Origin of the sequence: Flagellimonas crocea, from assembly GCF_033441595.1 — a bacterium.
GTDB classification, from domain to species: Bacteria; Bacteroidota; Bacteroidia; order Flavobacteriales; family Flavobacteriaceae; genus Flagellimonas; species Flagellimonas crocea.
This window is the reverse complement of sequence record NZ_JAUZVX010000005.1, coordinates 31,477-55,651: the sequence shown is the minus strand read 5'-3', so window position 1 is coordinate 55,651 and position 24,175 is coordinate 31,477. Positions and strand designations below refer to the sequence as shown.

The window sequence follows — 24,175 nt, the reverse complement described above, 5'->3', positions numbered from 1 at the left end:
ATCACGCTTGTATCTTATCCTAAGAAGAAGGAGAAAATTGATAATAGAATAAATTAGAAGTGAAATACCTATTAAGATTGGAATAAACCAAACAATAAAGTTTATTTTACTTCCTTCTTCGGATAAAAGATTGTTATTGTAGCTGTAGAGACCCAATAAAAGACAGACGAATGAAAGAAGAAATTTGAATATGCTTCTTTTAAGCCATAAAATTCGGCTCAATGGCCCCAAAGTTGTTTTTCTTATTACATGGATTATATACCGAAAAGTTTGCTTTATTTCAATCATAATGCTTTTGTGAAGAAAGATGTAAGGTTTCCGAAAAGTAATTAAAAACCTTTTAAAAAGTATCTTGTGGTAGACGAAGTCAAATCAATACTTAAGACTCTAGCTCCTCCAACACCTTCAACGCCTTATCCACGGTGGTAATTCTTTCAAATACCAATAACAGGCGTAGGCCATTTCGGGTCTGTTTTTCTTTGAGCTTTACCAATTGCGGATGTGTTTGTGCGTATTGCAATATTTGGGTGAACACCGCACTTTGGTAAAAACTGGATTGCTGATCGGCAATAAAATAGCCAATGAACTTGCCTTTTTTCATGATCACCTTTTCCAGACCAATATGCGTGGCGATCCATTTTATACGAACGGAGTTCATCAAATCCACGGCGGGCTCGGGCAGTTCACCAAAACGGTCTACCAATTGTGCTTCAAATTTTTGTAGGCCTTCCTCGTCCTCCACGTCGTTCAATTGGGTGTAGAGGTTCAGGCGTTCGGTGATGTTGTTGATGTAATCATCGGGGAAGAGAAGTTCAAAATCCGTATCGAGCTGCATCTCCTTCACATATACCTTTTCCTTGTCGCCCTCAACTTCATCATACAGATCCTTGAACTCATTTTCCTTGAGTTCCTCAATGGCTTCGGACAGTATTTTTTGATAGGTCTCGAATCCGATTTCGTTGATGAATCCACTCTGCTCACCGCCCAAAAGGTCACCAGCACCCCGAATTTCCAAATCTTTCATCGCAATATTGAAACCACTGCCCAAATCGGTAAACTGTTCCAAGGCCTCGATACGTTTTCGGGCTTCGGTGGTCATCACCTCATAGGGTGGAGTGATAAAGTAACAAAAGGCTTTTTTATTGCTTCGGCCCACACGCCCTCGCATCTGGTGGAGGTCGCTCAACCCAAAATTATTGGCATTATGGATAAAAATGGTGTTGGCATTGGTCACATCCAGTCCACTTTCTATGATGGTGGTAGAGACCAAAACATCGAACTCCCCGTTCATAAAGGCAAGCATAAGGTTTTCCAGTTTCTTGCCCTCCATTTGTCCGTGTCCGATTCCAATCTTTGCATCGGGTACCAAACGTTGTAGCATTCCTGCCACCTCCTTGATGTTCTCGATGCGATTATGGATGAAAAATACCTGACCGCCCCGTTGTATTTCGTATGAAATGGCATCTCGGATAATTTCTTCGTTCAATCGAATCACCTGGCTCTCGATGGGGTAGCGGTTGGGTGGCGGAGTGTTGATCACGGAAAGGTCACGCGCCGCCATCAAACTAAATTGAAGCGTTCGCGGAATAGGAGTGGCCGTTAAGGTAAGCACATCCACATTTTCCTTGATGGAACGTAGCTTTTCCTTGACCGAAACCCCGAATTTTTGTTCCTCGTCCACAATGAGCAAGCCCAAATCCTTGAACTTCACATTTTTGTTCACCAACTGGTGCGTTCCAATAATGATGTCCACTTTTCCATTCTCCAAATTCTCCAAGGTCTCACGTTTCTCCTTGGCGGTACGGAAGCGGTTGAGGTAATCCACCGTAACGGGCATCTCCTTCAATCGTTCCTTAAATGTTCTGTCATGCTGAAAGGCCAAAATGGTGGTCGGCACCAAAACAGCCACCTGTTTGCCATTGTCCACGGCCTTGAATGCGGCTCGAATGGCCACTTCCGTTTTCCCAAAACCAACGTCACCACAGATCAAGCGATCCATTGGGCGTTCGCTCTCCATGTCTTTTTTTACATCTTGGGTGCTTTTTTCCTGGTCTGGAGTGTCCTCGTAGAGAAAAGATGCTTCTAGTTCGTGTTGCAAATAGCTGTCGGGCGCATATTGAAAACCTTTTTCCAATCTTCGTTTCGCGTAGACCTTTATAAGGTCGAAAGCAATCTTTTTTACCCTTGCCTTGGTCTTTTGCTTTAGTTTTTTCCAAGCTGCGGAACCCAGTTTGAATATTTTGGGAGGTGCCCCGTCCTTGCCGTTGTATTTGGATATTTTGTGCAGGGAGTGGATGCTGACATAGAGGATATCTCGGTCACCATAAATTAGTTTGATTGCTTCCTGTTTTTTGCCCTCCACATCAATTTTTTGCAATCCGACGAACTTCCCGATACCGTGATCAATGTGGGTCACATAATCGCCGATTTCCAGTTTGTTGAGTTCCTTCAACGTGATGGCCTGCTTTTTGGCATAGCCATTTTTGAGATGGAACTTATGGTAGCGTTCAAAAATTTGATGGTCAGTGTAGCAAGCAATCTTTAAATCCTGATCCACAAAACCTTGGAACAACGGAAAAATGATGGTCTGGTAGTGCACCGTTTCATCCACTTCCTCAAAAATGTCGTGAAAACGCTTGGCCTGCTGCTCCGTGGAACAGAAAATATAGTTGCTGTACCCTGCATCCCGATTGTCGTTGAGGTTTTCAATGAGCAGGTCGAACTTTTTGTTGAAGGAAGGTTGCGGTTTGGTGTTGAATTGGATAAAAGAAGCTGTCATCCCGAGCGCAGTCGAGGGAGAGGATTCTGTCTGCTTCTCGACTCCGCTCGAAGTGACAGAAGTGTTTCCAATTTCAACGAATGCATAATCATTCAACTGCTCTTTCAGCAAAGCTGAATCCAAAAAGAGTTCTTTGGGCTTGGCGTGTTTGATCTCTTTGCTCAATTTGGCAAAACTCTCCTCTGCTTTTTCAAAAAAGGAATCGATGCGGTCGTAGATCAAAGCAGGGTTCTTGGCAAAGACCACGGTATTGGCAGAAATATATTTTAAGAAGCTTTCCCGAATTTCCTCCGTAAACTTGTTCTCCACATTTGGAATAATGGTGATTTTCTTCACTTTGTCCGTGGAAAGTTGGGTCTCCACATCAAAAGTTCGGATACTGTCCACTTCATCCCCAAAAAATTCGATACGGTAAGGTTCATCGGGCGAGAATGAAAATACGTCAACAATTCCGCCCCGTACCGAAAACTCGCCTGGTTCCGTTACAAAATCCACCCGCTTGAACTGATATTCGAACAACACTTCGTTCAAAAAATCCAAAGAGATCTCATCGCCTATTTTCAGCTTTTGGGTGTTCTTGTCCAGTTCCTTTCGCGTGACTACTTTTTCAAAAAGCGCATCGGGATAGGTAACGATTACCGCAGGTTTTCTTCTGGAATTGATACGGTTGAGCACTTCGGCACGTAGCAGTATGTTCGCATTGTCCGTTTCCTCGATTTGATAAGGCCTTCGGTAACTGCCTGGATAAAAAAGGACGTCTTTCTCACCAATGAGCTGCTCCAAATCGTTCAAATGATAGGCCGCTTCCTCCTTATCGTTTAAAATCAGTAAGAATGGCGATTCGGCAGACTTGAAAGCTTCTGAAATCACAAAGGAAAGTGAGGAGCCCACCAGTCCTTTGATGTTGATTTTTCGTGATGCCGACGATTGCTCGTCTCGCGTTTGGGCAATACAGTCCCTCAGTTTCCCGAGTTGGGGAGACTGTTCAAAAAGTTGTGAAATCGGGGTTTTGGTCAATCCAAAAAACTTTGCGGCAAAGATAAACCGCGAAAAGGTTTACTAAAAATGTTTTTTGAGTTTGTTTTGATGAGGTTGAACTTGTGTGTTTGGTGAGATTAGGATGTTGTATCGAGTTTGTGGAGCGAAGATGGGGAGTCCGAAGTCGGAGGCCAGTATGCAGTTGACACTCATTTCACGAATTAGCAAAAATGATGTTCTTGGTCATTTCGAACCGACCATCGGGCGCGTGAGAAATCTTTATGGAGAGTCTGAAGTCGAGAGTCAGAATGCATCGAGAACCTTGTTCAGTGGAGAGCCAAGAAACAGGAATCAAGAACCAAGAAGACAGCTTTTTTTGAACTTGATACTTGAACTTGAATTTGCATTTTTCCATTGGATTTCTCAATCGTCACTTTGTTCCTCATTTCGAAATGACGAAGCAAAGCTAAACCTTAATAACACTATCCTCCACGATGGCATACACCTCGTCCGAATCCTTGGGGTCGAGGGAATGGGTTCCCGTAAATTGACCGAATGCAGGAAGAATCATTTGGTTATTGGATTTGAAAAAACAGGGCAACTTAATGCGTTCTCGGCCAAAACCTCTCAGTTTGACGGACGGATGGATGTGTCCACAAAAGGTAAAATACCCTTCGCGCTCTTCGGGATGATGCGTCAATAGGAAAGAATCAATCACCAACTCTGGAAATATGGAAACCTTCAGTTTTTCGAACTTTTCAGGGGCAATAATGTCGTGATTGCCAGCCACCAACAGCATTTCGGCAGGTGTTTTGCCCACCCAATTTTCAAACAGTTCCCATTCTTTGTTCAGCGATGAATGAAACAGGTCACCCAAAAAACAGATTTGAAAAGGCTGAAAATCGGAAACGATTTTATCCAGCAGCAGAAAGTTTTTGTGAATGGCCTTTCGCGGAACTGCTGCTCCAAACTTTCTAAAATGGGATACCTTGCCCAAATGCACATCGCTGATCAGCAAGAGTGATTTTTCTTCCCAAAATAATCCACCCAAAGGGTGGAGTTGAAATTCTTGATTTTGTATTTGAATTTTTTGGATCATTTGTAATCGCTATTGCAAATTTAGTTCAATTGTCATTTCGAACCGAGCAAAGCAAGTGTGAGAAATCTGAAACTAGATTTCTCAATCGTCGTTACCCTCCTCATTTCGAAATGACCTTCTTACGTCATGCTGAACTTGTTTCAGCATCTCAAACGCCATACTTCGGCTACGCTCAGCATCCGCACAGAATGACTATTACTTGAGTGTTCATTGCTATTTGGTCAATTTATCCACCATTCGTTGGATACGGTCCGCCAATTTTTCGTTGGACAGTTTTTCCCGCAACCTATCCGTGATAATGGGGAAGGAGAGGGGAGTGGGTTGGGAACATTGTTTCCAAACGATATCTTGTTGTGCAATCCTTTCCAAAGCCAAGCGCAGTCGCCCCTCCTCCAATTGGTGCTCAAAGGTTTCGGTGTAGGCTTGCTGATAGAGCAGATTATCATCCTCAAAATCACGGAAAACATCAAAAAGCAATTCCGAACTGCTTTGCAGGTGTTTCATTTTGACCCCTTTTTCGGGATACCCCGTGAACACCATCCCACTGATCACGGCAATGTCACGAAATTTTCTTCGTGCCATTTCGTTGGAGTTCAGACTTTTTTGAAGGTCGGACAGCATATATTCAGGCGTAAAAAGGTTATTGTCCAGAATTTCCTGAATATCGATTTCCCTATCGGACAGCAATTCAAAACCGTAATCGTTGAATGCCAAGGAGCAAGTTATCGGTGACAACAAACTGATGCGATAGGCCAACAAACTGCTCATCCCCTCGTGGATGGCCCTGCCTTCAAAAGGGTAAAACATATGGTGATAGCCATCACGAGTTTTAAAGGTTTCAATCAAAAATTGATGCGGCTGTGGCACGATGCTTTCTTCTCGTTGCTTGTTGAACATCGGCTGCAATGCTTGAATTTCTTCTGATTGCTCCGAAAATTCCAACTCAGCGGTGTACAGTTCCTGACGAAGCAATTCTGACATTTTCGCGGAGAAACTCAAACGGCCGCCCATCCAACTGGGTACTTTGTTCGTTCTTTTTTTGGAGTTGCGCACGTGTGCCGCCATACCCTTGATCCTGATAAATTCCAGATTTCGACCTGCAAAGGTGAAAACATCACCAGGGCTCAATTTGGAGATGAAATATTCTTCGATACTACCGATGTACCCTCCTTTTTGATAGCGAACAGAAATCGTGGCGTCACCCACAATGGTGCCAATCTGGAATCGGTGCCGCATGGCCACCGCCCTGCTGTTCACTTTGAATTTGCCATCCTCCTCGACCTCTACTTTTTTGTATTCGTCGTAGCTCTTCAAGCTTTGACTTCCCATCACCAAAAAATTGAGCAGCCATTGCCACTGTTCTTCGGTCAAGGTTTGGTAACAAAAGGTTTGTTTGATTTCTGGATAGATCTCATCGGGATAAAACCCATCGGAAACCGCCAAAGTGGTCAAATATTGAATGAGGACATCAAAACTGTTCAAGTATGGAATGCGGTCTTCCACGGCGCTGTTCAATACGGCTTTTTGCATGGCCGAAGCTTCTACCAACTCAATGGCATGGGTTGGCAAAAAATAAATGACACTTTCTTTGCCTGGTCGGTGTCCGCTACGCCCAGCTCGTTGTAAAAATCGAGCAACCCCTTTTGGGCCTCCAATCTGTATTACGGTTTCTACGGGTGCAAAGTCCACCCCGAGGTCCAAGCTCGATGTACAGACCACAGCTTTTAGGCTTTCGTTGCGTATGGCCTGTTCCACCCAAAGTCGGGTTTCTTTGTTAATGCTACCGTGGTGCATGGCCATTTCACCAGCGAATTCAGGATACTTTTCAAGAATTTTCTGGAACCAAATTTCGCATTGGCTTCGGGTGTTGGTAAAAAGTAAGGTGGTTTTGCTGTTGTTGATTATGGGCACCACTTGATCTAAAAGGTGCAACCCCAAATGTCCTCGCCACGGAAAGGTTTCCATTTCCTTTGGGATGATACTCTTAACCGTGATTTTTTTGTTGAGGTTGGCCTTGACCAGAACTGAATTTTCCAATTCTGGGGATGAAGGTCCCAACAAGACTTCGCGAGCTTGCTCCAGATTGCCAATGGTGGCGGATATGCCCCAAATTCGTAGATCCTTGCAGACTGTTTTTAATCGGGAAAGTCCCAATTCCATTTGAACGCCACGTTTGGTGCCCAAAAGTTCGTGCCATTCGTCCACCACAATGGCGGAACAGTCCTTGAACGTTTTTTCATAGCCTTTGGACGATAACAACAACTGTAAACTTTCTGGGGTCGTGATCAATAGGTCGGGCATGTTGGTGCGCATTTTTGCCCGCTCTTTTGTTGAAGTGTCTCCCGTGCGAATACCGACCGTCATTTGGGTTTCCAAATCTTGGGTAATGCGTTCTGCGGATTGTTTGATTTCCTGTGAAAGTGCCCGCAATGGCGTGATCCAGATGGCTTTTAACCCTTTTTTGTGCTTGGTCTTGTAATCAGGATTATTTTTGATGTAGTTGAGCACAATGGGGAACCAAAGCGCATAGGTTTTTCCACTTCCCGTGGGTGCGTTCAAAAGCCCATGTTTTCCGTCCAAAAAGGCGCTCCAGCTTTCTTTTTGAAAAGGGAATGGCTTCCATTCTTGTTCTTGGAACCAGTTTTCGGCAATATGGAAGAGTTCGTTTTGGTTCATTTATTAAGAGATTCCTTCGCTTTGCTCGGAATCAGTGCTTTTAATTCGTCCAAGGTGTTGGCATCCTCAATTTTTTTATCCTTTCGCCAGCGTAAAATCCTGGGGAATCGTGTGGCAACACCGCTTTTATGTCGTTTGGAGGGAGCAATGCCTTCAAAAGCAATTTCAAAAACGTGCTGTGGGGTAACGCTACGAACGGGACCAAAACGGTCCAGTGTGTTTTTCTTGATCCAGGCATCCACTTGGCGAAATTCTTTGTCCGTTAACCCTGAGTAGGCTTTGGCAAAGGTGACCAGTTCCTTTTCTCCTGCTTCGTTTTTGTCCCAGAGGGCAAAGGTGTAATCGGTAAAGAGATTACTTCGACGGCCGTGACCCCGCATGGCATAGGTGAGCACGGCATCAATGGTGAGCGGGTCGACCTTCCATTTCCACCAATCTCCTTTTTTTCTTCCTACTTGATAGGTGGAGTCATTTTTTTTGAGCATCAGGCCCTCACTGTGTTTTTCTCTGGACAATTTCCTTTCCTCGGTAACATCATCCCATGAATCAAATTGCACCCGTTGGGATAACAGCAAGGGTAATTCGTTTTGCGAAGTGTCGCTTCGGCTCCGCTCATGGTCATGATGATTGAGCGTGGTCGAAATCAAAGATTCGAGAATCTGTCTTCGTTCCAGATACGTTTTATTCCTGATGTCTTTTCCCTGCCATTCCAATAGGTCATAGACCTTCAGCTTGACTGGAATCCTTTCCAAAAGTGATTTTGAAATATTTTTTCGGCCTATTCTCGTTTGGAGGTCTTTAAAAGTGCCGATTTCTCCTTTTGGGTAGGGGAGCAATTCCCCATCCAAGACGGTTCCATTTGGAATAACACCTACAAATGCTTCGAACTCTGGATACTTGTCCGTAACAAGTTCTTCGCCGCGGCTCCAAACAAAAATTTCATCATTTCTTAGGATGACCTGTGAGCGAATTCCGTCCCATTTGTGCTCCGCCGACCATTCCGAAACATCGCCCAAATCAGAAACATCATCTTCAACAGCATACGCCAAAAAGAAAGGGTAGGGCTTGGAGAGGTAGTCGCTCTCTTTTTCCTCCAATAAAAGGTCGTGAAAGCTGATTTCGTTCGGGTCCCAATTGCCCATTAATTTATAGGCGAGAATATCCTCTTCGATACCCGTAGCCTTGGAAAGTGCCCTGGTCATTAATTTTTGACTCACCCCGATCCTAAAGCTGCCCGTGATCAGTTTGTTGAAGACAAAACGCTCGTAGTAATCCAATACGGACCAATGCTGAAACAGGTATTTCTTTTTTTCTTCCTCTGATTTTTGCTTCAATGCGATCATCTCCTGCAAAAAGGCCGTCAGTGATTTTTCGGTTCCCTTTTCTGATGATGGGACAACCAAAGCGATGGTCTCGGCTAGATCACCTACAATATGATAGCTTTCCTCAAAAAGCCACATGGGGATATTGGAAAGTTCAGCGGCCCAAGTGCGCAGCAATGTCGTGTTCACGGGGCGTGGCGGTCTTCTGTGGGATAGGATGGCTATCGTCCACACTTTGTCCTGATCGGTCGCTGCTTTAAAATATTGGGAGAGCGCCTCCACCTTTACGTTGGTTTTGTTGGTGCCGTCCAAGGTTTTTATGAGTTGGGCAAACTGCTTCATTCCGCTTCCGATTTTTCCTGTTCGTTGGCATTGATTTCAGATAGTTCGCCTTCGTATTGCGTAGCTTCGGTTCGGGCATCGTAGCCCAGTTCCATCAAATATTTGGAGAAAATATCGGTGTAGCCATGGGTGCAGATTATTTTTTCCGCTCCCGTAGCTTCCACTGTCTCCAATAACCCTTTCCAATCACAATGGTCGCTCAGTACAAAACCTTTGTCTATGGCTCTACGCCTACGTGCACCTCTAAAAGCCATCCAACCACTCGCGGTCGCAGTGACATACGGCACCATTTTTTTGATCCAGGAGCTTCCATGGGCACTGGGCGGAGCAACCACAATATTGCCCAAAAGCTCATCTTTTTTGGTTTCTTTCGTAATCAGATGGGTTAGAGGTAAATCGGTCAGGGATCGGAGCACCTCCGTCATGTTTTCCACGGCACCATGGGTGTAGATTTTCCCAATAGAAGTATCCAAATGTTTGATAAGACGTTGTGCCTTGCCCAGTGAGTATCCAAAAAGTACGGAGGTTTTTCCTTCCGATTGGTTCTGTGTCCACCATTGGTTGATATCATGGAAAACTTCTTGCTGCGGTCGCCACCGAAAAGCGGGTAATCCGAAGGTGCATTCGGTAATGAAGGTGTTGCATTTTACAAGCTCAAAAGGCGTGGTGAGCCCGTCATCTTCAATTTTATAATCACCTGTGAATACCCAGACTTCGCCTTTATGTTCTACCCGTATTTGTGAAGAGCCCACAATGTGCCCTGCAGGATGCAAGCTAAATTTCACATTATTGACCGTGAACGTTTCACCCCAATCTTTTCCAGAAATGTTGACTTCGCCAAGCCGATGCTGTACTATGGGAACGTTGAGATGGTGGGTAATGTAGTTTTTATGCCCCCATCTACTGTGATCGGCATGGCCGTGCGAAATAATGGCCTTATCCACGGGTTTCCAGGGGTCCAAATAAACATCTGCCTTTTTACAATAGATTCCTTTGGAGGTAAATTCGAGCAAAGGTGTTTTCATAGCAGTGGTAAATTACAAATTTCTTTTGGTGCCCTTTTTAATATTTAAATCTCTTTTAAAGATTTATATTTGTGCCACAAATTTTGAGATATGCCGATTTTAGATCTTTACGAGCACGGAGACCACAGGAAAAACTTGGCCCATTTTGCCACATTGGCAAGTTTGGCGGCGGTGGATGGTGAAATCAATCCGAAGGAGATGGCCATTTTGGAAAAATTTGCCTTCAAACTGAATATCAGCGAAGATGAATTTAAGGTGGTGATGAAGAAGGAGAACAAGTACCCCATAGAGACTCCGCACAGTGGCGAGCAAAGGTATAAAAGGCTATTCGAGTTTTTTCAGATGATTTTCTCCGATCATGATATTGATGACGAGGAGCGCAGAATTGTGGAAAAATATGCCATTGGACTTGGTTTTTCGCCAAAATCCGCTGCTGAGATCATCGACAAATCCATTAAGATCTTTACAGGAAGAATCCCATTTGAGGATTATCACGAATTGGTGAAGAGGAAGAGCTAGGCCCTTGCCATAAATTCCTCCGCCTTTTCCACCATTTTTTTGCTTCCGCAGAAGAAAGGAACCCGTTCATGCAGTTCGGTTGGCTGTATATCCATGATGCGTTGGTATCCATTGCTTGCTTTGCCATTGGCCTGTTCCGCCAAAAATGCCATGGGATTGCACTCGTACAACAACCTTAGCTTACCGTTTTGGGCCTTGCTGCTTTTCGGATACATATAAATACCTCCTTTGATCATGTTTCGGTGAAAATCGGAAACCAGCGAACCAATGTAACGTGAAGTGTACGGTCTATCCCCTTCTTCCATTTGGCAATATTTAATGTAATCCTTCACGCCTTGTGGAAAGTGGATATAGTTTCCTTCGTTCACGGAATAAATTTGACCTGTTTCCGGAAATTGCATATTGGGGTGGGACAGATAAAAGGTGCCCAAAGCCGGATTCAGGGTAAATCCGTTCACGCCATCGCCCGTTGTATAGACGAGCATGGTAGATGTACCATAAATGATATAGCCCGCTGCAATCTGGTTTTTTCCGGGTTGAAGAAAATCTTCCAAGGTCACTGGGGTCCCAACAGGTGTAACCCTCCTGTAAATGGAAAAAATGGTTCCTACTGAAACGTTCACGTCAATGTTGGAAGAACCGTCCAAAGGGTCTATCAAAACCACATACTTGTTCTGGTGCTGTTTGTCAAAACTATTGATGCTGATAAAATCATCCTCTTCTTCGGAGGCGATTCCACATACTATTTCCCGGTTTTTTAGGGTTTGAATGAATTTGTCGTTGGCAAGAACATCCAGTTTTTGTTGGTTCTCCCCTTGGATATTAGTGTCCCCAGCCGCCCCGATTATGTCCACCAGGCCTGCTTTGTTTACCTCATGGTTCACTACTTTTGCGGCCAGTCGAATGCCGTTCAGTAATCTCGATAGTTCCCCGGAAGTGTATTGAAAAGAATTTTGATTCGCGATAATAAATTCACCGAGTGTGCGATGCTGCTTCTCAAACATGGAAGTACTGTTTTATTTATGGACAAATATCGGGCATTTTGTGAAACTACAACGTTTTCGAAAGACCTTAATTATGTAATTTTATAACTTTGAGTTTTATTTGTAACAATTATGGAATATACAATCAGAGATGCCCGACCGGAGGACATGGAACAAGTGCTTAGCTTGGTCCAAGAACTGGCCAATTATGAAAAAGAACCGGATGCCGTTGAAATTACCAAGGAAGACTTGGTGAAGCATGGTTTTGGCGATCAAAGGATGTTCCATTGTTTTGTTGCCGATACCCAAGATGGTATTGCAGGCATTGCGTTGGTGTATTCCAGATACTCCACTTGGAAAGGGCCGGCGATTCATTTGGAAGATTTGATAGTATCGGAAAAAATGCGCGGAAGTGGTCTGGGAACAGCTTTGTTGGATGAGGTTGTAAAGTATGGGAACAGTCTTGGTGTAAAAAGGATTTGTTGGGAAGTTCTGGATTGGAACGTGCCCGCCATTGAATTTTACGAAAAGAAAGGAGCCAATGTACTCAGGGATTGGGATGTGGTACAATTGGACGAGAAAGGAATCAAAAATTATATAGAAAGTCTAAACTAGACTTTTTAATCAAAGAATACGAAAATACATGAGGGTATTTAAGTTTGGAGGAGCATCGGTTAAGGATGCAGATGCAGTAAAAAATGTGGTGAACGTTTTACAGGAGGTAGGTTATGCTGATACGTTGCTGGTGATATCCGCCATGGGCAAAACTACCAATGCCATGGAAAAGGTGGTGGAATCCTATTTTAATGATAAGGATGGTGTAAACGCATCCATTCAAGAGGTTGTGGATTACCATAATGGAATTTTGTCCGACCTGTTTCAAAACCCGAGTCATCCCGTTTATGCCAAGGTGAAAGTCCTTTTTGAAGAGGTAAAGGGTTTTTTGGCCTGGAACAAATCGCCCAAGTATGCTTTTGTTTACGACCAAGTGGTTTGCTATGGGGAATTATTGTCGACCACCATAGTAAGTGCGTACTTGAATGAAATAGGTATTTCCAATGAATGGTTGGATGTGAGAACGCTTATCAAGACGGATAACAGCAACAGGGATGCTCAAGTAAATTGGGAACGAACCCAACAAGAAGTACAGTCTCGTGTTGATGTTTCCAAATTGAACATTACCCAAGGTTTTTTGGGAAGCGACGACAACAACTTTACCACAACCCTTGGTAGAGAGGGTTCGGATTATTCAGCGGCCATCTTGGCGTATTGCCTCAATGCGGAATCGGTGACCATTTGGAAGGACGTTCCCGGAGTATTGAACGCCGACCCCAGAAACTTTGAGAACGCCCAATTATTGGATAAAATATCCTACCGTGAGGCCATTGAGCTTGCATTTTACGGAGCATCCGTAATCCACCCGAAAACTCTGCAACCTTTACAGCGCAAGGAGATTCCCTTAAAGGTAAAATCCTTCGTCAACCCTACGGACAAGGGAACCACAGTAGGAAAGGGCAATGGTATTGAACCAAAAGTTCCTTGTTTTATCGTGAAGAAGAATCAGGTGTTACTGAAATTATCCTCACTGGACTTTTCGTTCATAGTCGAGGACAACATCAGCGAAATATTCAAACTGTTTCACGACCACAGGCTCAAGGTGGACCTTATCCAGAATTCCGCTATTAGTTTTTCCGTATGTTTGGACAATAAGTTCAGGGGACTTCAACCTTTGTTGGAAGAACTTAAGCGGAAATTTAAAGTGGTTTGCCACGAGGACGTTTCACTCTATACCATTCGCCATTTTAATGATGATTCGGTCAAATCGCTTCAAAACGGGAAATCCGTTTTGGTGGAGCAAAGGGGCAAGGAAACTGTGCAACTTGTTGTAAAATAAAGGTTTCCGCCGAATATTTAGGTAAAAAGTGCTATAGGGTTTATTTTCTATCTTTACACGTACCTAAATACAATTTCTATGGGCTTGGTTTCTGCTAAAGAGGTGGCGAAAGTCATCCATCTGGACAAATATGGCTTTTTGGGCACTTTTGTAGGATGGCTTTTAATGGTGGCTACCAGAATTAGTACCATCAATAGATTTTACGATAAAAATAAAGACCTTTCCGGTCCAGAATTCCTGGATGCCATTTTAGATCACTACGAAATCGATTTTGACATTCCCGAGGAGGATATCAAGCGTTTGCCGAAATCCGGTCCTTATATTACGATCAGTAATCATCCCTTAGGAGGGATTGATGGAGTTTTGTTGCTCAAATTATTGCTGAACGAGCGACCCGATTATAAAATAATCGCCAACTTTTTATTGCATCGTATAGAGCCGTTGAAACCCTATATTATGCCTGTGAACCCTTTTGAAGGACATAAGGATGCGAAGAGCAGTATCGTTGGTTTCAAGAATGCGTTGCAGCATCTTCGAGATGGTCATCCGTTGGGTATTTTCCCCGCGGGAGAGGTATCTACCTACCGGGACGGAAAATTGGTCGTGGACCGGCCTTGGGAAGAAGCTGCCATCAAATTGATACGAAAGGCGGAAGTTCCGGTGGTGCCCATTTATTTTCATGCTAAAAACAGCCGCTTGTTTTATCGATTGTCAAAAATCGATGATGTGTTCCGAACGGCAAAATTGCCTTCTGAGCTAACCTCGCAAAGCCGACGTCCCATTAAGGTAAGGATAGGGCAACCTATATCGGTAAACACACAGAACGAGGAGGAAACTTTGGAAGGTTTTGCGGAACTGCTCCGAAAAAAAACTTATTTATTGGCCAATGTTTTTGAAAAAGAACGGTTTTTGGACAAAGTGCCGACCTCTCTAAAAATTCCAAAACCGCCCAAGAAGATTGCCACTGCGATTAGTGCAAAGGTGCTGGAAGGTGAGATTGAAAAACTGAGGGAAAAGGATTGCCGTATGCTGCAGAGCAAAAACTACGAGGTGTTTTTGGCACAGGCCCAGGATATGCCCTTTTGCCTAAATGAAATTGGCCGCCAGCGGGAGGTGACGTTCCGTGAAGTGGGGGAGGGGACAAACAACGCCATCGACCTTGACAAGTTCGATTCTTATTACCATCATTTGTTCTTGTGGGACGATGATTCCAAGGCCATCGTGGGAGCTTATCGAATGGGATTGGGGTCGGAAATCTTCAAAAAATACGGTATTGATGGTTTTTACCTTCAGGATCTTTTCCGTTTTGAGCCCGAACTGTATGGCATGATGGAGAAATCCATCGAAATGGGCCGTGCCTATATCATAAAGGAATATCAGCAAAAACCTATGCCCCTGTTCTTGCTTTGGAAGGGGATTGTACATACCACGTTAAGGCATCCAGAGCACCGATATTTGATTGGTGGGGTGAGTATCAGCAACCAATTTTCCAATTTCTCCAAATCGTTGATGATCGAGTTTATGAAATCCAATTATTGGGACCCCTACGTGGCACAATATATCCGGCCTAAAAAAGAGTTCAAGGTAAAGTTGAAGGATGCCGACAAGGAATTTGTATTTGACGAAACGCAGGCTGATCTGAACAAGTTCGATAAATTGATCAGTGAAGTGGAACCAGGAAGTTTGCGATTGCCCGTTTTGATCAAAAAATACATCAAGCAAAATGCAAAAGTTGTGGCCTTCAACGTTGACCCCTTGTTCAATAATTCGGTGGACGGTTTAATGTACATCCGTATCGCAGACCTTCCGGAAAGTACGGTAAAGCCCGTTATGGAAGAGTTCCAAGCAGAACTAGAACGCAAAGTGGCCGAAGGCAATGGAACTATTGAGGAGGACTAATCCGTTCCGATAGTAGGGCTGCGTTTTTCAAAAAGGAGGTTGTCTTTCCAAACCCCGTGGATCTTACCAACACGTTCGCGTTTGCCAATATATCGGAACCCTACTTTTTCATGCAGTTTTATACTTGCCATGTTCTCAGGGAATATGCCCGATTGTATGGTCCAATAGCCGGCCTTTTCACTTTCTTCGATTAAATGCTGCATCAGTAGCTTGCCGACGCCCTTTCCGCGACTTTTGTCCGAAATGTAAACGCTCACCTCGCCCACACCGCCATACACGCAACGACTGGATACGGGTGAAAGTGCTGCCCATCCCAAAATTTCACCATCGTTTTCAGCGACCAAGCGGCATTCCTTGATGTGGGCCCTGTCCCAATCTTCATACTTGGGAGCCTGGGTCTCGAAAGTGGCAAATCCTGTAGAAATACCTTCAAGATATATTCTGGAAACACGCTCCCAATCTGAGGGGGCCATACTTCTGATAACCATATTTTATTTGGGTATTTATTGTAATATTACGATGAATTAATCACAAAAAAAACCAGATTTTTTGTCTGGTTTTTAAGATTTTAGAACCAAGGTTTTTTGCCCACCTGATAGGTGTTGTAAAATTCTTCGTCCGATTTGGTAAGGTAGATAATACCTTCGATCAAACCTATAATCCATGCTGCCGAGGCGCCTATCCCGCAGGTTATTGCACCTAAAATAATGGTTACGGCCAAAAGGATGATACCTTCTTTATTGTAACCCAATATGAATTTGTGAACTCCAAATCCACCGAGTACGATTGCCAATATTCCGGCAAGGATTTTTTTGTTGTCACCACCTGCACCTTGGATTCCTTCTTTGAACTCCTCTGCGGTTTTTTTGGCTTCTTCCTTAAAATCTTTAGCTGCCCCTTCGGCGCTGTCGCCAAAGTTCTTTTTTTCTTCTGACATTTGTGTTTAATGTGTTGGTTAATGAGCACTAAATGTAGCAAATAAATCAATATCTACTGAAAGGCTTTATCAACAGGTTCCCAAAGCTCAATTTTGTTTCCCTCGGGATCCAGAATCCATCCAAACTTGCCATAATCGTACTCCTCGATTTCCCCTACCACCGTGACTCCTTCTTTTTTCAGGACTTCAAGCAGTTTCACCAAATTTTCCACTCTAAAGTTCATCATGAACTGTTTCTCGCTCGGTTTAAAGTATTCGGTTCTTTCGTCCATTGGACTCCATTGGGTGGAACAATCGTTGCCATCCTTGTCCTTCCACCAAAAGGTACAGCCATATCGGTCAGTATTCAGTCCCAGATGATTTTTGTACCATTCCTTAATGCCATCGGGATCTTTGCTTTTAAAGAAAAAGCCCCCTAATCCGGTCACTCTATTTTTCATTTTTTTGCTTGTTAAATTTTGTTGGTTTATTAGACATCCATCATTTTGGCATTTCTATTTTCGTTGGAGTATCAAGGAAGATAGCAGCGTGACGATACATCCAATAATAAAGACCGTTGCCGACATGATGGTAAACGATACAAATGGATTGGAAAACTGTTCGCGCTCCGCTTCCAGTTGCGCCAATTGCGCATCCAATTCGGCAGCGGGGAGGTTTGCTCTCATGGTTTCGACTACTTCACCGTAATAGTCATCCATAAAATCCGGATTCAGCACTTCGGTGTACAGCACGTCCAATAGGCCAAAGGTCAAGGCCGTGATCAAACTGATCAAGATACCAATGGTCAGGGCTTTTTTGAAACTTACCTTTCCGTCGTTTTCTTTGTCCCTAAAATGTCTGATACCAAAATATACAAAGCTGAGCGATACCACTATGGAGACATACCCCATGACCTCTTGTGTGGACATGGACAGGTGGTCCAAAACGAACCAACTGATCATAAAAAGGATACAAATTGTAATGGCGCCATAGGCACCAAACCTTAAAACTGTTTTTTTCATTTCAATTGATTAAGAATTGAACCAAAAGTAGCACTGACGGTATTTTTGCCACTCATACTAAAGTACCAAAAACACCATTTACTTGATAAAAAATTATTAAACCGGAAGAATATGAAGGTCTTTTGCCTTTTGAATGGCCTGGGTTCTACGTTTGGAGTCGAGTTTTACCAAAAGATTGGATACATGGGTCTTTATCGTGCTTTCGGATAAAAAAAGGACATCCGCTATTTCTTTGTTGGAAAACCCTTTTGAAATTTGGACCAAAACTTCGTATTCCCTTTTACTGATGCCCAACTCCTCTATTTTTTGATGGTCGATGAAGTCGATTTTTTCTTTTTTCAGCGATTTCTTGTTGATGTAGATACCAACGATAAAGAAGACAATCGCAACGGTCCGATTGCAATTTCAATGGAAATATTACCGGATAGATAGGTATATTCGCTCAACTTGAAGAGCAGCAACAAGGCGACTATTAGTGCCGAAAAAACAAAAGCGGTCTTTTTCACCCATTAAAATTAGCAAAATCTTGCTTTGACTTTGTCAACAATCGTCTGGGCCAGTTTTACCTTGCTCTCTACAGTCCATCCTGCAACATGGGGCGTAAGCAATACATTTTTGGCCTTGCGTAGGTATTTGAAAGCCTTAGGTTTTTGGGCGAACATGTTTTCAAAGGATTTTTTCTCGTATTCCAGCACATCCAATCCAGCACCGAGCACTTTTCCCGATTTTAAGGCTTCCACCAAATCATCGGTCACCACACATTTTCCACGGGCGGTGTTCAACAACCAAAAAGGTTTGTGGAACTTTCCGATAAATTCGGAGTTGATCATCCCCATGGTCTGCTCGGTCTGCGGAACGTGCAAACTCACCACGTCCGAGCGTTGTTGGAATTCCATGATTCCTACCTGACGGGCATTTTCGTCACCGACACCACCTATGATATCATAACAAATGACCTCTACATCAAACCCCCGCAATTTTTTGGCGAAGGATTTTCCCATGTTTCCGTAGCCTATGATCCCAACGGTCTTGCCATCCAGTTCAACTCCTCTGTTCTGTTCACGTTTCCACTTGCCTTTTCGCACTTGACGGTCGGCCCTGCCCATGTGGTTCATTAAGGAAAGCAACATGCCCAAGGTATGTTCACCTACGGCATTTCTGTTACCTTCGGGTGCGGATGCCAAAAAAACTTCCTTGTATTTGGCGTATTCAATATCGATGTTTTCCAGTCCGGCGCCCACTCTTCCTATAAATTTTAGGTTGGTGGCTTTTTCCAAAAATTGTCGGTCTATGGTAAACCTGCTTCGGATAATGATTCCATCGTAGTCGTGGATTTTCTTTTCCACTTCTTCTTTGGTTGAGGTATAGTCTTGGTGGTTTTCAAACCCAAGCTCGGCAAATTGCTCAATAAGCAGGGAATGATTGGTGTCTAGGTGGAGAACTTTCATAGGGGCAAATATACAACTCCTAGATTTTTGGATAGTGGGTCTGCGTTTTTTCATCAAGCACATCGCCTGTATGTGCCGTGCTCATTTTTTCAAAAAGAAGCACATGTACCTCTTCGTCATTTTTGGTCATGGGATTGTGCTCTACGCCTTTGGGCACTACTATGATTTCGCCTTCTTTCACTTCTTCGGTCCTGTCCCTAAATTGCATGTAGAGGGTTCCTTTGATGACCTGAAAAAGTTCATCCTCGTTTTCATGGGCATGCCAAACAAACTCTCCCTGAAGTTTGGCCAGAAGGACTTGCATATCGTCCACCACGGCAATTTGATGCGGATGCCATTGTTTTGTGAACTCTGCGTGTTTTTCTTTTAGGTTGATGGGTTTCATTGTGATGGATTAAATTCCCAAGATTATCTTGGCTATCGAAAAATAGATAAGGATTCCAAAAATATCGTTGCTTGTGGTAATAAAAGGACCAGTGGCAATGGCGGGGTCAATGTTTCTTTTATGGAGAAACAATGGGACAAAAGTACCTATGAAGCCTGCCACAACAATTACTACGATCAAGGAGAGTGAAATGGCCAGAGCCGTGGCAAAAGTGCCTTTCCACACCCAGGTAAAGAACAAAAGTAAAATGGCAAGTATCAAGCCGTTCAATAGTGCCAATAACATTTCCTTTAATAAATGGTTCCTAACACTGCCTTTTAGATCATCGTTCGCAAGGCCTTGCACTACAATGGCACTGGATTGCACACCCACGTTTCCCGCCATTGCAGCAATAAGTGGAGTGAAAAAGAACAATATGGCATGTTTGGAAATCATATCTTCAAAGGTGCCCATGATCGCTGCAGCACCCAGTCCTCCTAAAAGACCAAGTATCAGCCATGGGAGTCGTGCACGTGTTAGTATCCAAATACTATCGCTTACCTCAACATCTTGTGAGATACCTGCTGCCATTTGGTAATCCTTGTCGGCTTCCTCACGAATTACATCCACAATGTCATCGATGGTGATACGGCCCACTAAGCGTCCTATTTCGTCTATTACGGGAATGGCCTCCAAGTCGTACTTGGACATGATTCTGGCGACTTCCTCACCTCGTTCGTTGACGTTAACCGAATCCACTTTTGGAATGTAAATATCCTTTATATGGCTTTTGGTAGAGGCGGTAAGCAAATCTTTAAGGGATAGTCGGCCCTTTAGCTTGCCCTCGTCATCCACTACGTAAATGGAATGCACCCGGGTCACATTCTCCGCCTGGGCACGCATTTCCTTGACACAGGTGGTCACGGTCCAATTTTCGTTCACCTTTACGAGCTCTTTTGCCATGAGACCCCCAGCGGAATCCTCTTCGTAGCGCAAAAGGTCCACAATGTCCTTGGCGTGTTCACGATCTTCGATTTCAGAGATTACCTCTTGAACAAGTTCTTTCGGGAGTTCGTTGATGATATCCGCGGCATCATCGGTATCCAGTTCGGAAAGCTCAACCGCGATTTCCTTGGCCGTAAGGTTTTTAAGTACCGCCTCACGGATATCTTCGTGCATTTCAGCAAGAATGTCCGAGGTTTTTTCACTATCCAGAAGTTTGATCAAATAGGTCGCCTCTTCCACCTCCATTTCGTCCGCTATCTCCGCAATATCGGCATAGTGGAACTCCTTCATCATGGATTGAAGCGCGGCGTCCTTATTCTCGGCGATCAGTTGCCTGATTTCTTCTAAAAGTTCTTCTGTGAGTTTAAACGGGGTCATCGGCTATCTTCTGTGTCAACGTTACAAAGTCAGCTACGCTTAACTGTTCGGGGCGTTGGTCAAAGATAGCATCTTCTTTTAGATTATCGGAAAGGTTGAAGGTTTTAAGACTGTTACGAATGGTTTTTCGTCTTTGGTTAAACGATGATTTCACCACTTTAAAGAAAAGACGTTCATCACAAGGAAGTTTGAGTTCTTTTTTACGGGTCAATCGGAGCACACCGGAATCTACCTTTGGTGGAGGATCAAAAACTCCGGGTGGAACGGTGAACAAATATTCCGCATCATAATACGCTTGGACCAATACGGACAGGATTCCGTAGGTTTTGTTCCCTGGTCCTTCGCAAATACGTTTGGCCACTTCTTTTTGGAACATTCCGGAAAACTCGGGCACCTGGTGCCGCATTTCCAGCATTTTAAAAACTATCTGACTGGAAATGTTGTAGGGAAAGTTACCGGTAATTGCGAATTCCTCTTCACCATAGAGCTCGGTAAGGTCAAATTTTAGGAAGTCCGCCTCTATAATGTTGAGCCGGTTGTTTTGTTTCAAAATTGCGGCGTGTTCCAATGGAAAACTGTGGTTGAGATAGACGATGGATTCTTCGTCTAGGTCCATGGCCACCAGATCAAGATCACGTTGCAACAGGTGTTTAGTGAGCACCCCCATGCCAGGGCCTATTTCCAGCACATTTTTGTATCCTTTCAGCGATAAGGTCTGGGCAATTTTTTCAGCTACGGATTCATCTTTAAGAAAATGCTGCCCTAAATGTTTCTTTGCTTTTACCGCGCCATCGTCCTGCGCCGGTCTATGATTGTGCGGGGAACTGTTCGAGTACTTCTTTCGTTTTTTTTTGGACACGGCTGTTTTTTTGCAAGTTAGTTGGAATTTTCGATATAGATCCAAGCCTCATCGCCCGATTCCAATTGGAATTTTTCACGTTTGTAGGCGCTGGTTTCGTAAATATCCGCCTTTTTCAGGTCAGTTTCGTTCACTTCATAGGCCATTCCAGCTACCTTGTCTTCGGGATTATTGGTATTGATGACCAAAGGATACCGACCATACACGGCATTTTCCAGTTTTTTGAAACCCAATGCAGCATCGGCTTTTCCCTTGAGCAGGCGACCAAAAATATATTCCTGTACTTGCAGGTCTTGGAGCGTTCCGTAGGAAAAAAGATATTCCAATGGCTATGGTATTTGTTGACTGATGACTTCCAGTTCGGTTCTAAAGGCCACGAATTTGTTTGGAAACATTTTTTGCGCATCCGCTCGTAAACGCTCGGCGTCCTCTTTGTAATAGGATTCCAAGGTGCCCCTGTCCTGCGTGGTGTATTGAATGGAGTAGGTAATGCCGCCCATGTCTTCTTCCACCAAAACCTTGACCATTTTGGCGTGGGTAAATTTTCCCGTGGCCAGCATATCGGGCAGGTGCTTGTCCTTCATCCACTCCAACCATTGGTCATGGACACTTTCATCTATATTGATGGTAACGTTGTATATGAGCATGCGCTTCTTTTGTTTGATTGTGGGGTGAAATTACTGTAATTTTTAAAATCAGGTAGTTCTGAGTGTTATTTCTAAATGAAGACCGAAGATTTTCGGTACGATTGAGAAATCTGTCCATAAGATTCCCGCCTTTGCGGCAATAAAGAATTAGTTAATGGCGTCCCCTCGTAACCTCCTAAAATTTTTACGGGCTTGGGGAAAATAATAGCTATCCTGATAATTGTATATGATCTTCTCGTAATGGCTCTTCGCCTTTTCGGGTTCGTCCAGGATATTCTCGTACAGTTCTCCGAGGGCAAAGTGGGCATCGTCCGCCAAAATTCCGTCAGCATAGAACTCCACAATTTTTTGATAGTTGAACTCGGCACTTTCATATTTTTTTTGCTCAACCAATAATTCGGCCTGTTTCAGCAAGGCTTCGTCTTCGATTTTTTCGCCTTTATGGTTTTGTAAAATATCTTCAAGCACTTCTATGGCCTCGGTATTCTTATTTTGATAGGCCAACAAGTCAGCCTTCGCATATTTTTTTAACGCCGTCTGTGTGGAATCTTCCAGGGAATTGTCGGAAATCAACAAGCTCAATTGCATGGCATCGTTGGCGATAAGTTGGGATGTGGAGCTTCGTAATACCTTCAACTGGGTAAGGGCCCAGTCAAAATCACCCTTGTAAAAACTGGTCTGTGCCACCTTGAACCGCGCATCTTGGCCCAATACATCGTTTTTGACGCTTTTTTGTACTTGGGTGAACAGTATCAAGGCTTCGTTGAATCTTTGGTCGAAGACCAGAATATCGCCCAACGCCAATTTTACGTAGGCCATGGTCATCCGTCCCATGGGGAGTTCCAAGCTCTCCTTGAGCATGGCAATTGCGGGTTCTGGCTCTTCTTTTTTGAAGGTGAGGAAGTTGGCATAGGCAATCTGAAGCTGCAAGGTGATGCTCTGGTTGCCATATTCTCCCACTAGCTCTTCAAACTTTTTTTCGACATCATCCAAAACCTTTTCCGTTGGGTTTTCCAGGGCAATATCGATGAGGTTGAGCTCGGCATTGAGCCTGGTTCGTGGATTTTCTGTATTGTCAACGATATATGTGTAGATCTCGGTCGCGGTTTCCAAGTCTTTGTCTTCCAAAGCTATGCTTCCCAAGTTTTCCAATCGGTCCACGGATTGGCCCTCGCTACGTTTATAAATGGCCTTTTCCTGACTAAAGGCACTATTGTATTGTTTTTGCTGAACAAAAAGCCAGCTCAAGAGTTCGTTCCAAAGAATGTCGGGAGCTTTTTGCGCATTTTGAAGCAGCACTTTTCGCAATAGGACATTGTTCTCGTTGGAGGGGTCTTCGGAGATGAAATCATCGATGTTGCGCAGTACATTGGAGCGTGAGGTGCGTCCCTCCCAAATAAGGTTAAGATAGGATTGATACATTTTAGCGATATCGCCCTGTTCGCCATAAATACGCGCCAATTGAAAATCGTAGTTGAGATCGGGCTTTAGTTCCATGGCCCGGGTGTAGGCTTGGACGGCATAATCCAGCAAAGCATATTTTTGGAAGCGATACCCGACACTGTACCCATAATTGGGATTGTCCTCTATCTTGCTGATGGCCTTATCGTAATAGGCATTGGCCTTTTCCGCTTCATTTTTGAGGGTAAAATTGTAACCCAGTTCAATGTAAAACGTAGGAAAAGCGTAACTGTCCTCTATTTTTTGAAGTAAAAACGCCTCGGCATCATCATAGCGTTCCAATTGCTGGTAACAGGCTACCAGACCCTCGGCATAATCTGTGCGTCTTGGGTTGGTCTCCACCAATTTTTCGTAAAAGACCACAGCTTTCTCGTAATCGCCATCCTGAAAGTATTGTTTGGCCAAGAAATCCTCTTGGGCCGCTCCAATAAAACTGGAAAGCAATAGTATAAGAAGTAAAAGACGTCTCAATAGAATACTCATTATTAGCAATTGATAGTGCCCTGTCATTTCGAACGTAGTGAGAAATCCCATTTCAAGTTCAGGGTTGTGAGATTCC

The 24,175-nt window shown here is 43.9% G+C and carries 22 protein-coding genes; 4 read left to right on the top strand and 18 right to left on the bottom strand.

The window, feature by feature from the left end; translation table 11 throughout:
- Positions 1 to 379 precede the first annotated feature (379 nt).
- The 5 genes from mfd to SD449_RS16555 all read right to left on the bottom strand — a co-directional run bounded on the left by mfd (position 380) and on the right by SD449_RS16555 (position 10,221).
- Entirely contained in the window at positions 380 to 3,796 is a 3,417-nt protein-coding gene (mfd, locus tag SD449_RS16575) for a transcription-repair coupling factor (protein WP_318312173.1), read from the bottom strand.
- Positions 3,797 to 4,223: 427 nt separating this feature from the next.
- Entirely contained in the window at positions 4,224 to 4,856 is a 633-nt protein-coding gene (gene pdeM / locus SD449_RS16570; protein WP_318312171.1) for a ligase-associated DNA damage response endonuclease PdeM, read from the bottom strand.
- Positions 4,857 to 5,069: 213 nt separating this feature from the next.
- Positions 5,070 to 7,532: a ligase-associated DNA damage response DEXH box helicase gene (locus SD449_RS16565; protein ID WP_318312169.1), complete on the bottom strand. Its 2,463-nt coding sequence runs from the start codon at positions 7,530 to 7,532 to the stop codon at positions 5,070 to 5,072.
- Complete coding sequence (locus tag SD449_RS16560; protein ID WP_318312168.1) at positions 7,529 to 9,196, bottom strand: ATP-dependent DNA ligase; 1,668 nt, start codon at positions 9,194 to 9,196, stop codon at positions 7,529 to 7,531. The genes SD449_RS16565 and SD449_RS16560 overlap by 4 nt, the downstream gene beginning before the upstream one ends.
- A complete protein-coding gene (locus SD449_RS16555; protein ID WP_318312167.1) occupies positions 9,193 to 10,221 on the bottom strand; it encodes a ligase-associated DNA damage response exonuclease in 1,029 nt (342 codons plus the stop codon). The genes SD449_RS16560 and SD449_RS16555 overlap by 4 nt, the downstream gene beginning before the upstream one ends.
- 90 nt (positions 10,222 to 10,311) lie before the next feature.
- Between SD449_RS16555 and SD449_RS16550 the strand changes: the two genes are divergently transcribed.
- Entirely contained in the window at positions 10,312 to 10,740 is a 429-nt protein-coding gene (locus SD449_RS16550; RefSeq protein WP_207035732.1) for a tellurite resistance TerB family protein, read from the top strand.
- Here the strand turns inward: SD449_RS16550 and fbp are convergent.
- Positions 10,737 to 11,744, bottom strand: a complete 1,008-nt coding sequence (fbp, locus tag SD449_RS16545) for a class 1 fructose-bisphosphatase (protein ID WP_207035733.1) — start codon at positions 11,742 to 11,744, stop codon at positions 10,737 to 10,739. The two genes, SD449_RS16550 and fbp, sit on opposite strands and share 4 nt — an antisense overlap.
- 111 nt (positions 11,745 to 11,855) lie before the next feature.
- Between fbp and SD449_RS16540 the strand changes: the two genes are divergently transcribed.
- The 3 genes from SD449_RS16540 (at position 11,856) to SD449_RS16530 (ending at position 15,516) form a co-directional block, all read left to right on the top strand.
- A complete protein-coding gene (locus SD449_RS16540) occupies positions 11,856 to 12,338 on the top strand; it encodes a GNAT family N-acetyltransferase (protein ID WP_318312165.1) in 483 nt (160 codons plus the stop codon).
- Positions 12,339 to 12,366: 28 nt separating this feature from the next.
- Positions 12,367 to 13,617, top strand: a complete 1,251-nt coding sequence (locus tag SD449_RS16535) for an aspartate kinase (protein WP_225603114.1) — start codon at positions 12,367 to 12,369, stop codon at positions 13,615 to 13,617.
- A 78-nt stretch (positions 13,618 to 13,695) separates the two neighbouring features.
- Entirely contained in the window at positions 13,696 to 15,516 is a 1,821-nt protein-coding gene (locus SD449_RS16530) for a GNAT family N-acyltransferase (protein WP_207035740.1), read from the top strand.
- Here the strand turns inward: SD449_RS16530 and SD449_RS16525 are convergent.
- The 12 genes from SD449_RS16525 to SD449_RS16470 all read right to left on the bottom strand — a co-directional run bounded on the left by SD449_RS16525 (position 15,513) and on the right by SD449_RS16470 (position 24,099).
- Positions 15,513 to 16,004 (bottom strand): GNAT family N-acetyltransferase, encoded by a 492-nt coding sequence (locus SD449_RS16525; protein ID WP_318312162.1) that lies wholly within the window; start codon positions 16,002 to 16,004, stop codon positions 15,513 to 15,515. The genes SD449_RS16530 and SD449_RS16525 overlap by 4 nt on opposite strands.
- 80 nt (positions 16,005 to 16,084) lie before the next feature.
- Positions 16,085 to 16,453, bottom strand: a complete 369-nt coding sequence (locus SD449_RS16520) for a TM2 domain-containing protein (RefSeq protein WP_318312161.1) — start codon at positions 16,451 to 16,453, stop codon at positions 16,085 to 16,087.
- A gap of 53 nt (positions 16,454 to 16,506) precedes the next feature.
- The gene (locus tag SD449_RS16515; protein ID WP_318312160.1) at positions 16,507 to 16,893 is read right to left on the bottom strand and encodes a VOC family protein; all 387 of its coding nucleotides are present in this window, start codon (positions 16,891 to 16,893) and stop codon (positions 16,507 to 16,509) included.
- A gap of 54 nt (positions 16,894 to 16,947) precedes the next feature.
- Positions 16,948 to 17,454 (bottom strand): DUF4199 domain-containing protein, encoded by a 507-nt coding sequence (locus SD449_RS16510; protein WP_318312159.1) that lies wholly within the window; start codon positions 17,452 to 17,454, stop codon positions 16,948 to 16,950.
- A 96-nt stretch (positions 17,455 to 17,550) separates the two neighbouring features.
- The gene (locus SD449_RS16505; protein ID WP_318312157.1) at positions 17,551 to 17,748 is read right to left on the bottom strand and encodes a response regulator transcription factor; all 198 of its coding nucleotides are present in this window, start codon (positions 17,746 to 17,748) and stop codon (positions 17,551 to 17,553) included.
- A gap of 221 nt (positions 17,749 to 17,969) precedes the next feature.
- A complete protein-coding gene (locus SD449_RS16500) occupies positions 17,970 to 18,902 on the bottom strand; it encodes a 2-hydroxyacid dehydrogenase (RefSeq protein ID WP_318312156.1) in 933 nt (310 codons plus the stop codon).
- Positions 18,903 to 18,921: 19 nt separating this feature from the next.
- Positions 18,922 to 19,287, bottom strand: a complete 366-nt coding sequence (locus SD449_RS16495) for a cupin domain-containing protein (protein WP_225603118.1) — start codon at positions 19,285 to 19,287, stop codon at positions 18,922 to 18,924.
- A gap of 9 nt (positions 19,288 to 19,296) precedes the next feature.
- Positions 19,297 to 20,649, bottom strand: a complete 1,353-nt coding sequence (mgtE, locus tag SD449_RS16490) for a magnesium transporter (RefSeq protein ID WP_318312153.1) — start codon at positions 20,647 to 20,649, stop codon at positions 19,297 to 19,299.
- Positions 20,636 to 21,508 (bottom strand): 16S rRNA (adenine(1518)-N(6)/adenine(1519)-N(6))-dimethyltransferase RsmA, encoded by an 873-nt coding sequence (gene rsmA / locus SD449_RS16485; protein WP_318312152.1) that lies wholly within the window; start codon positions 21,506 to 21,508, stop codon positions 20,636 to 20,638. The genes mgtE and rsmA overlap by 14 nt, the downstream gene beginning before the upstream one ends.
- Positions 21,509 to 21,525: 17 nt before the next feature.
- Positions 21,526 to 21,834 (bottom strand): gamma-glutamylcyclotransferase family protein, encoded by a 309-nt coding sequence (locus SD449_RS16480; RefSeq protein ID WP_207035759.1) that lies wholly within the window; start codon positions 21,832 to 21,834, stop codon positions 21,526 to 21,528.
- Between the two features lie 3 nt (positions 21,835 to 21,837).
- A complete protein-coding gene (locus SD449_RS16475; RefSeq protein ID WP_207035761.1) occupies positions 21,838 to 22,155 on the bottom strand; it encodes a DUF4286 family protein in 318 nt (105 codons plus the stop codon).
- Positions 22,156 to 22,302: 147 nt separating this feature from the next.
- On the bottom strand, positions 22,303 to 24,099 hold the full coding sequence (locus SD449_RS16470; protein WP_318312150.1) for a tetratricopeptide repeat protein: 1,797 nt from the start codon (positions 24,097 to 24,099) through the stop codon (positions 22,303 to 22,305).
- Positions 24,100 to 24,175 lie beyond the last annotated feature (76 nt).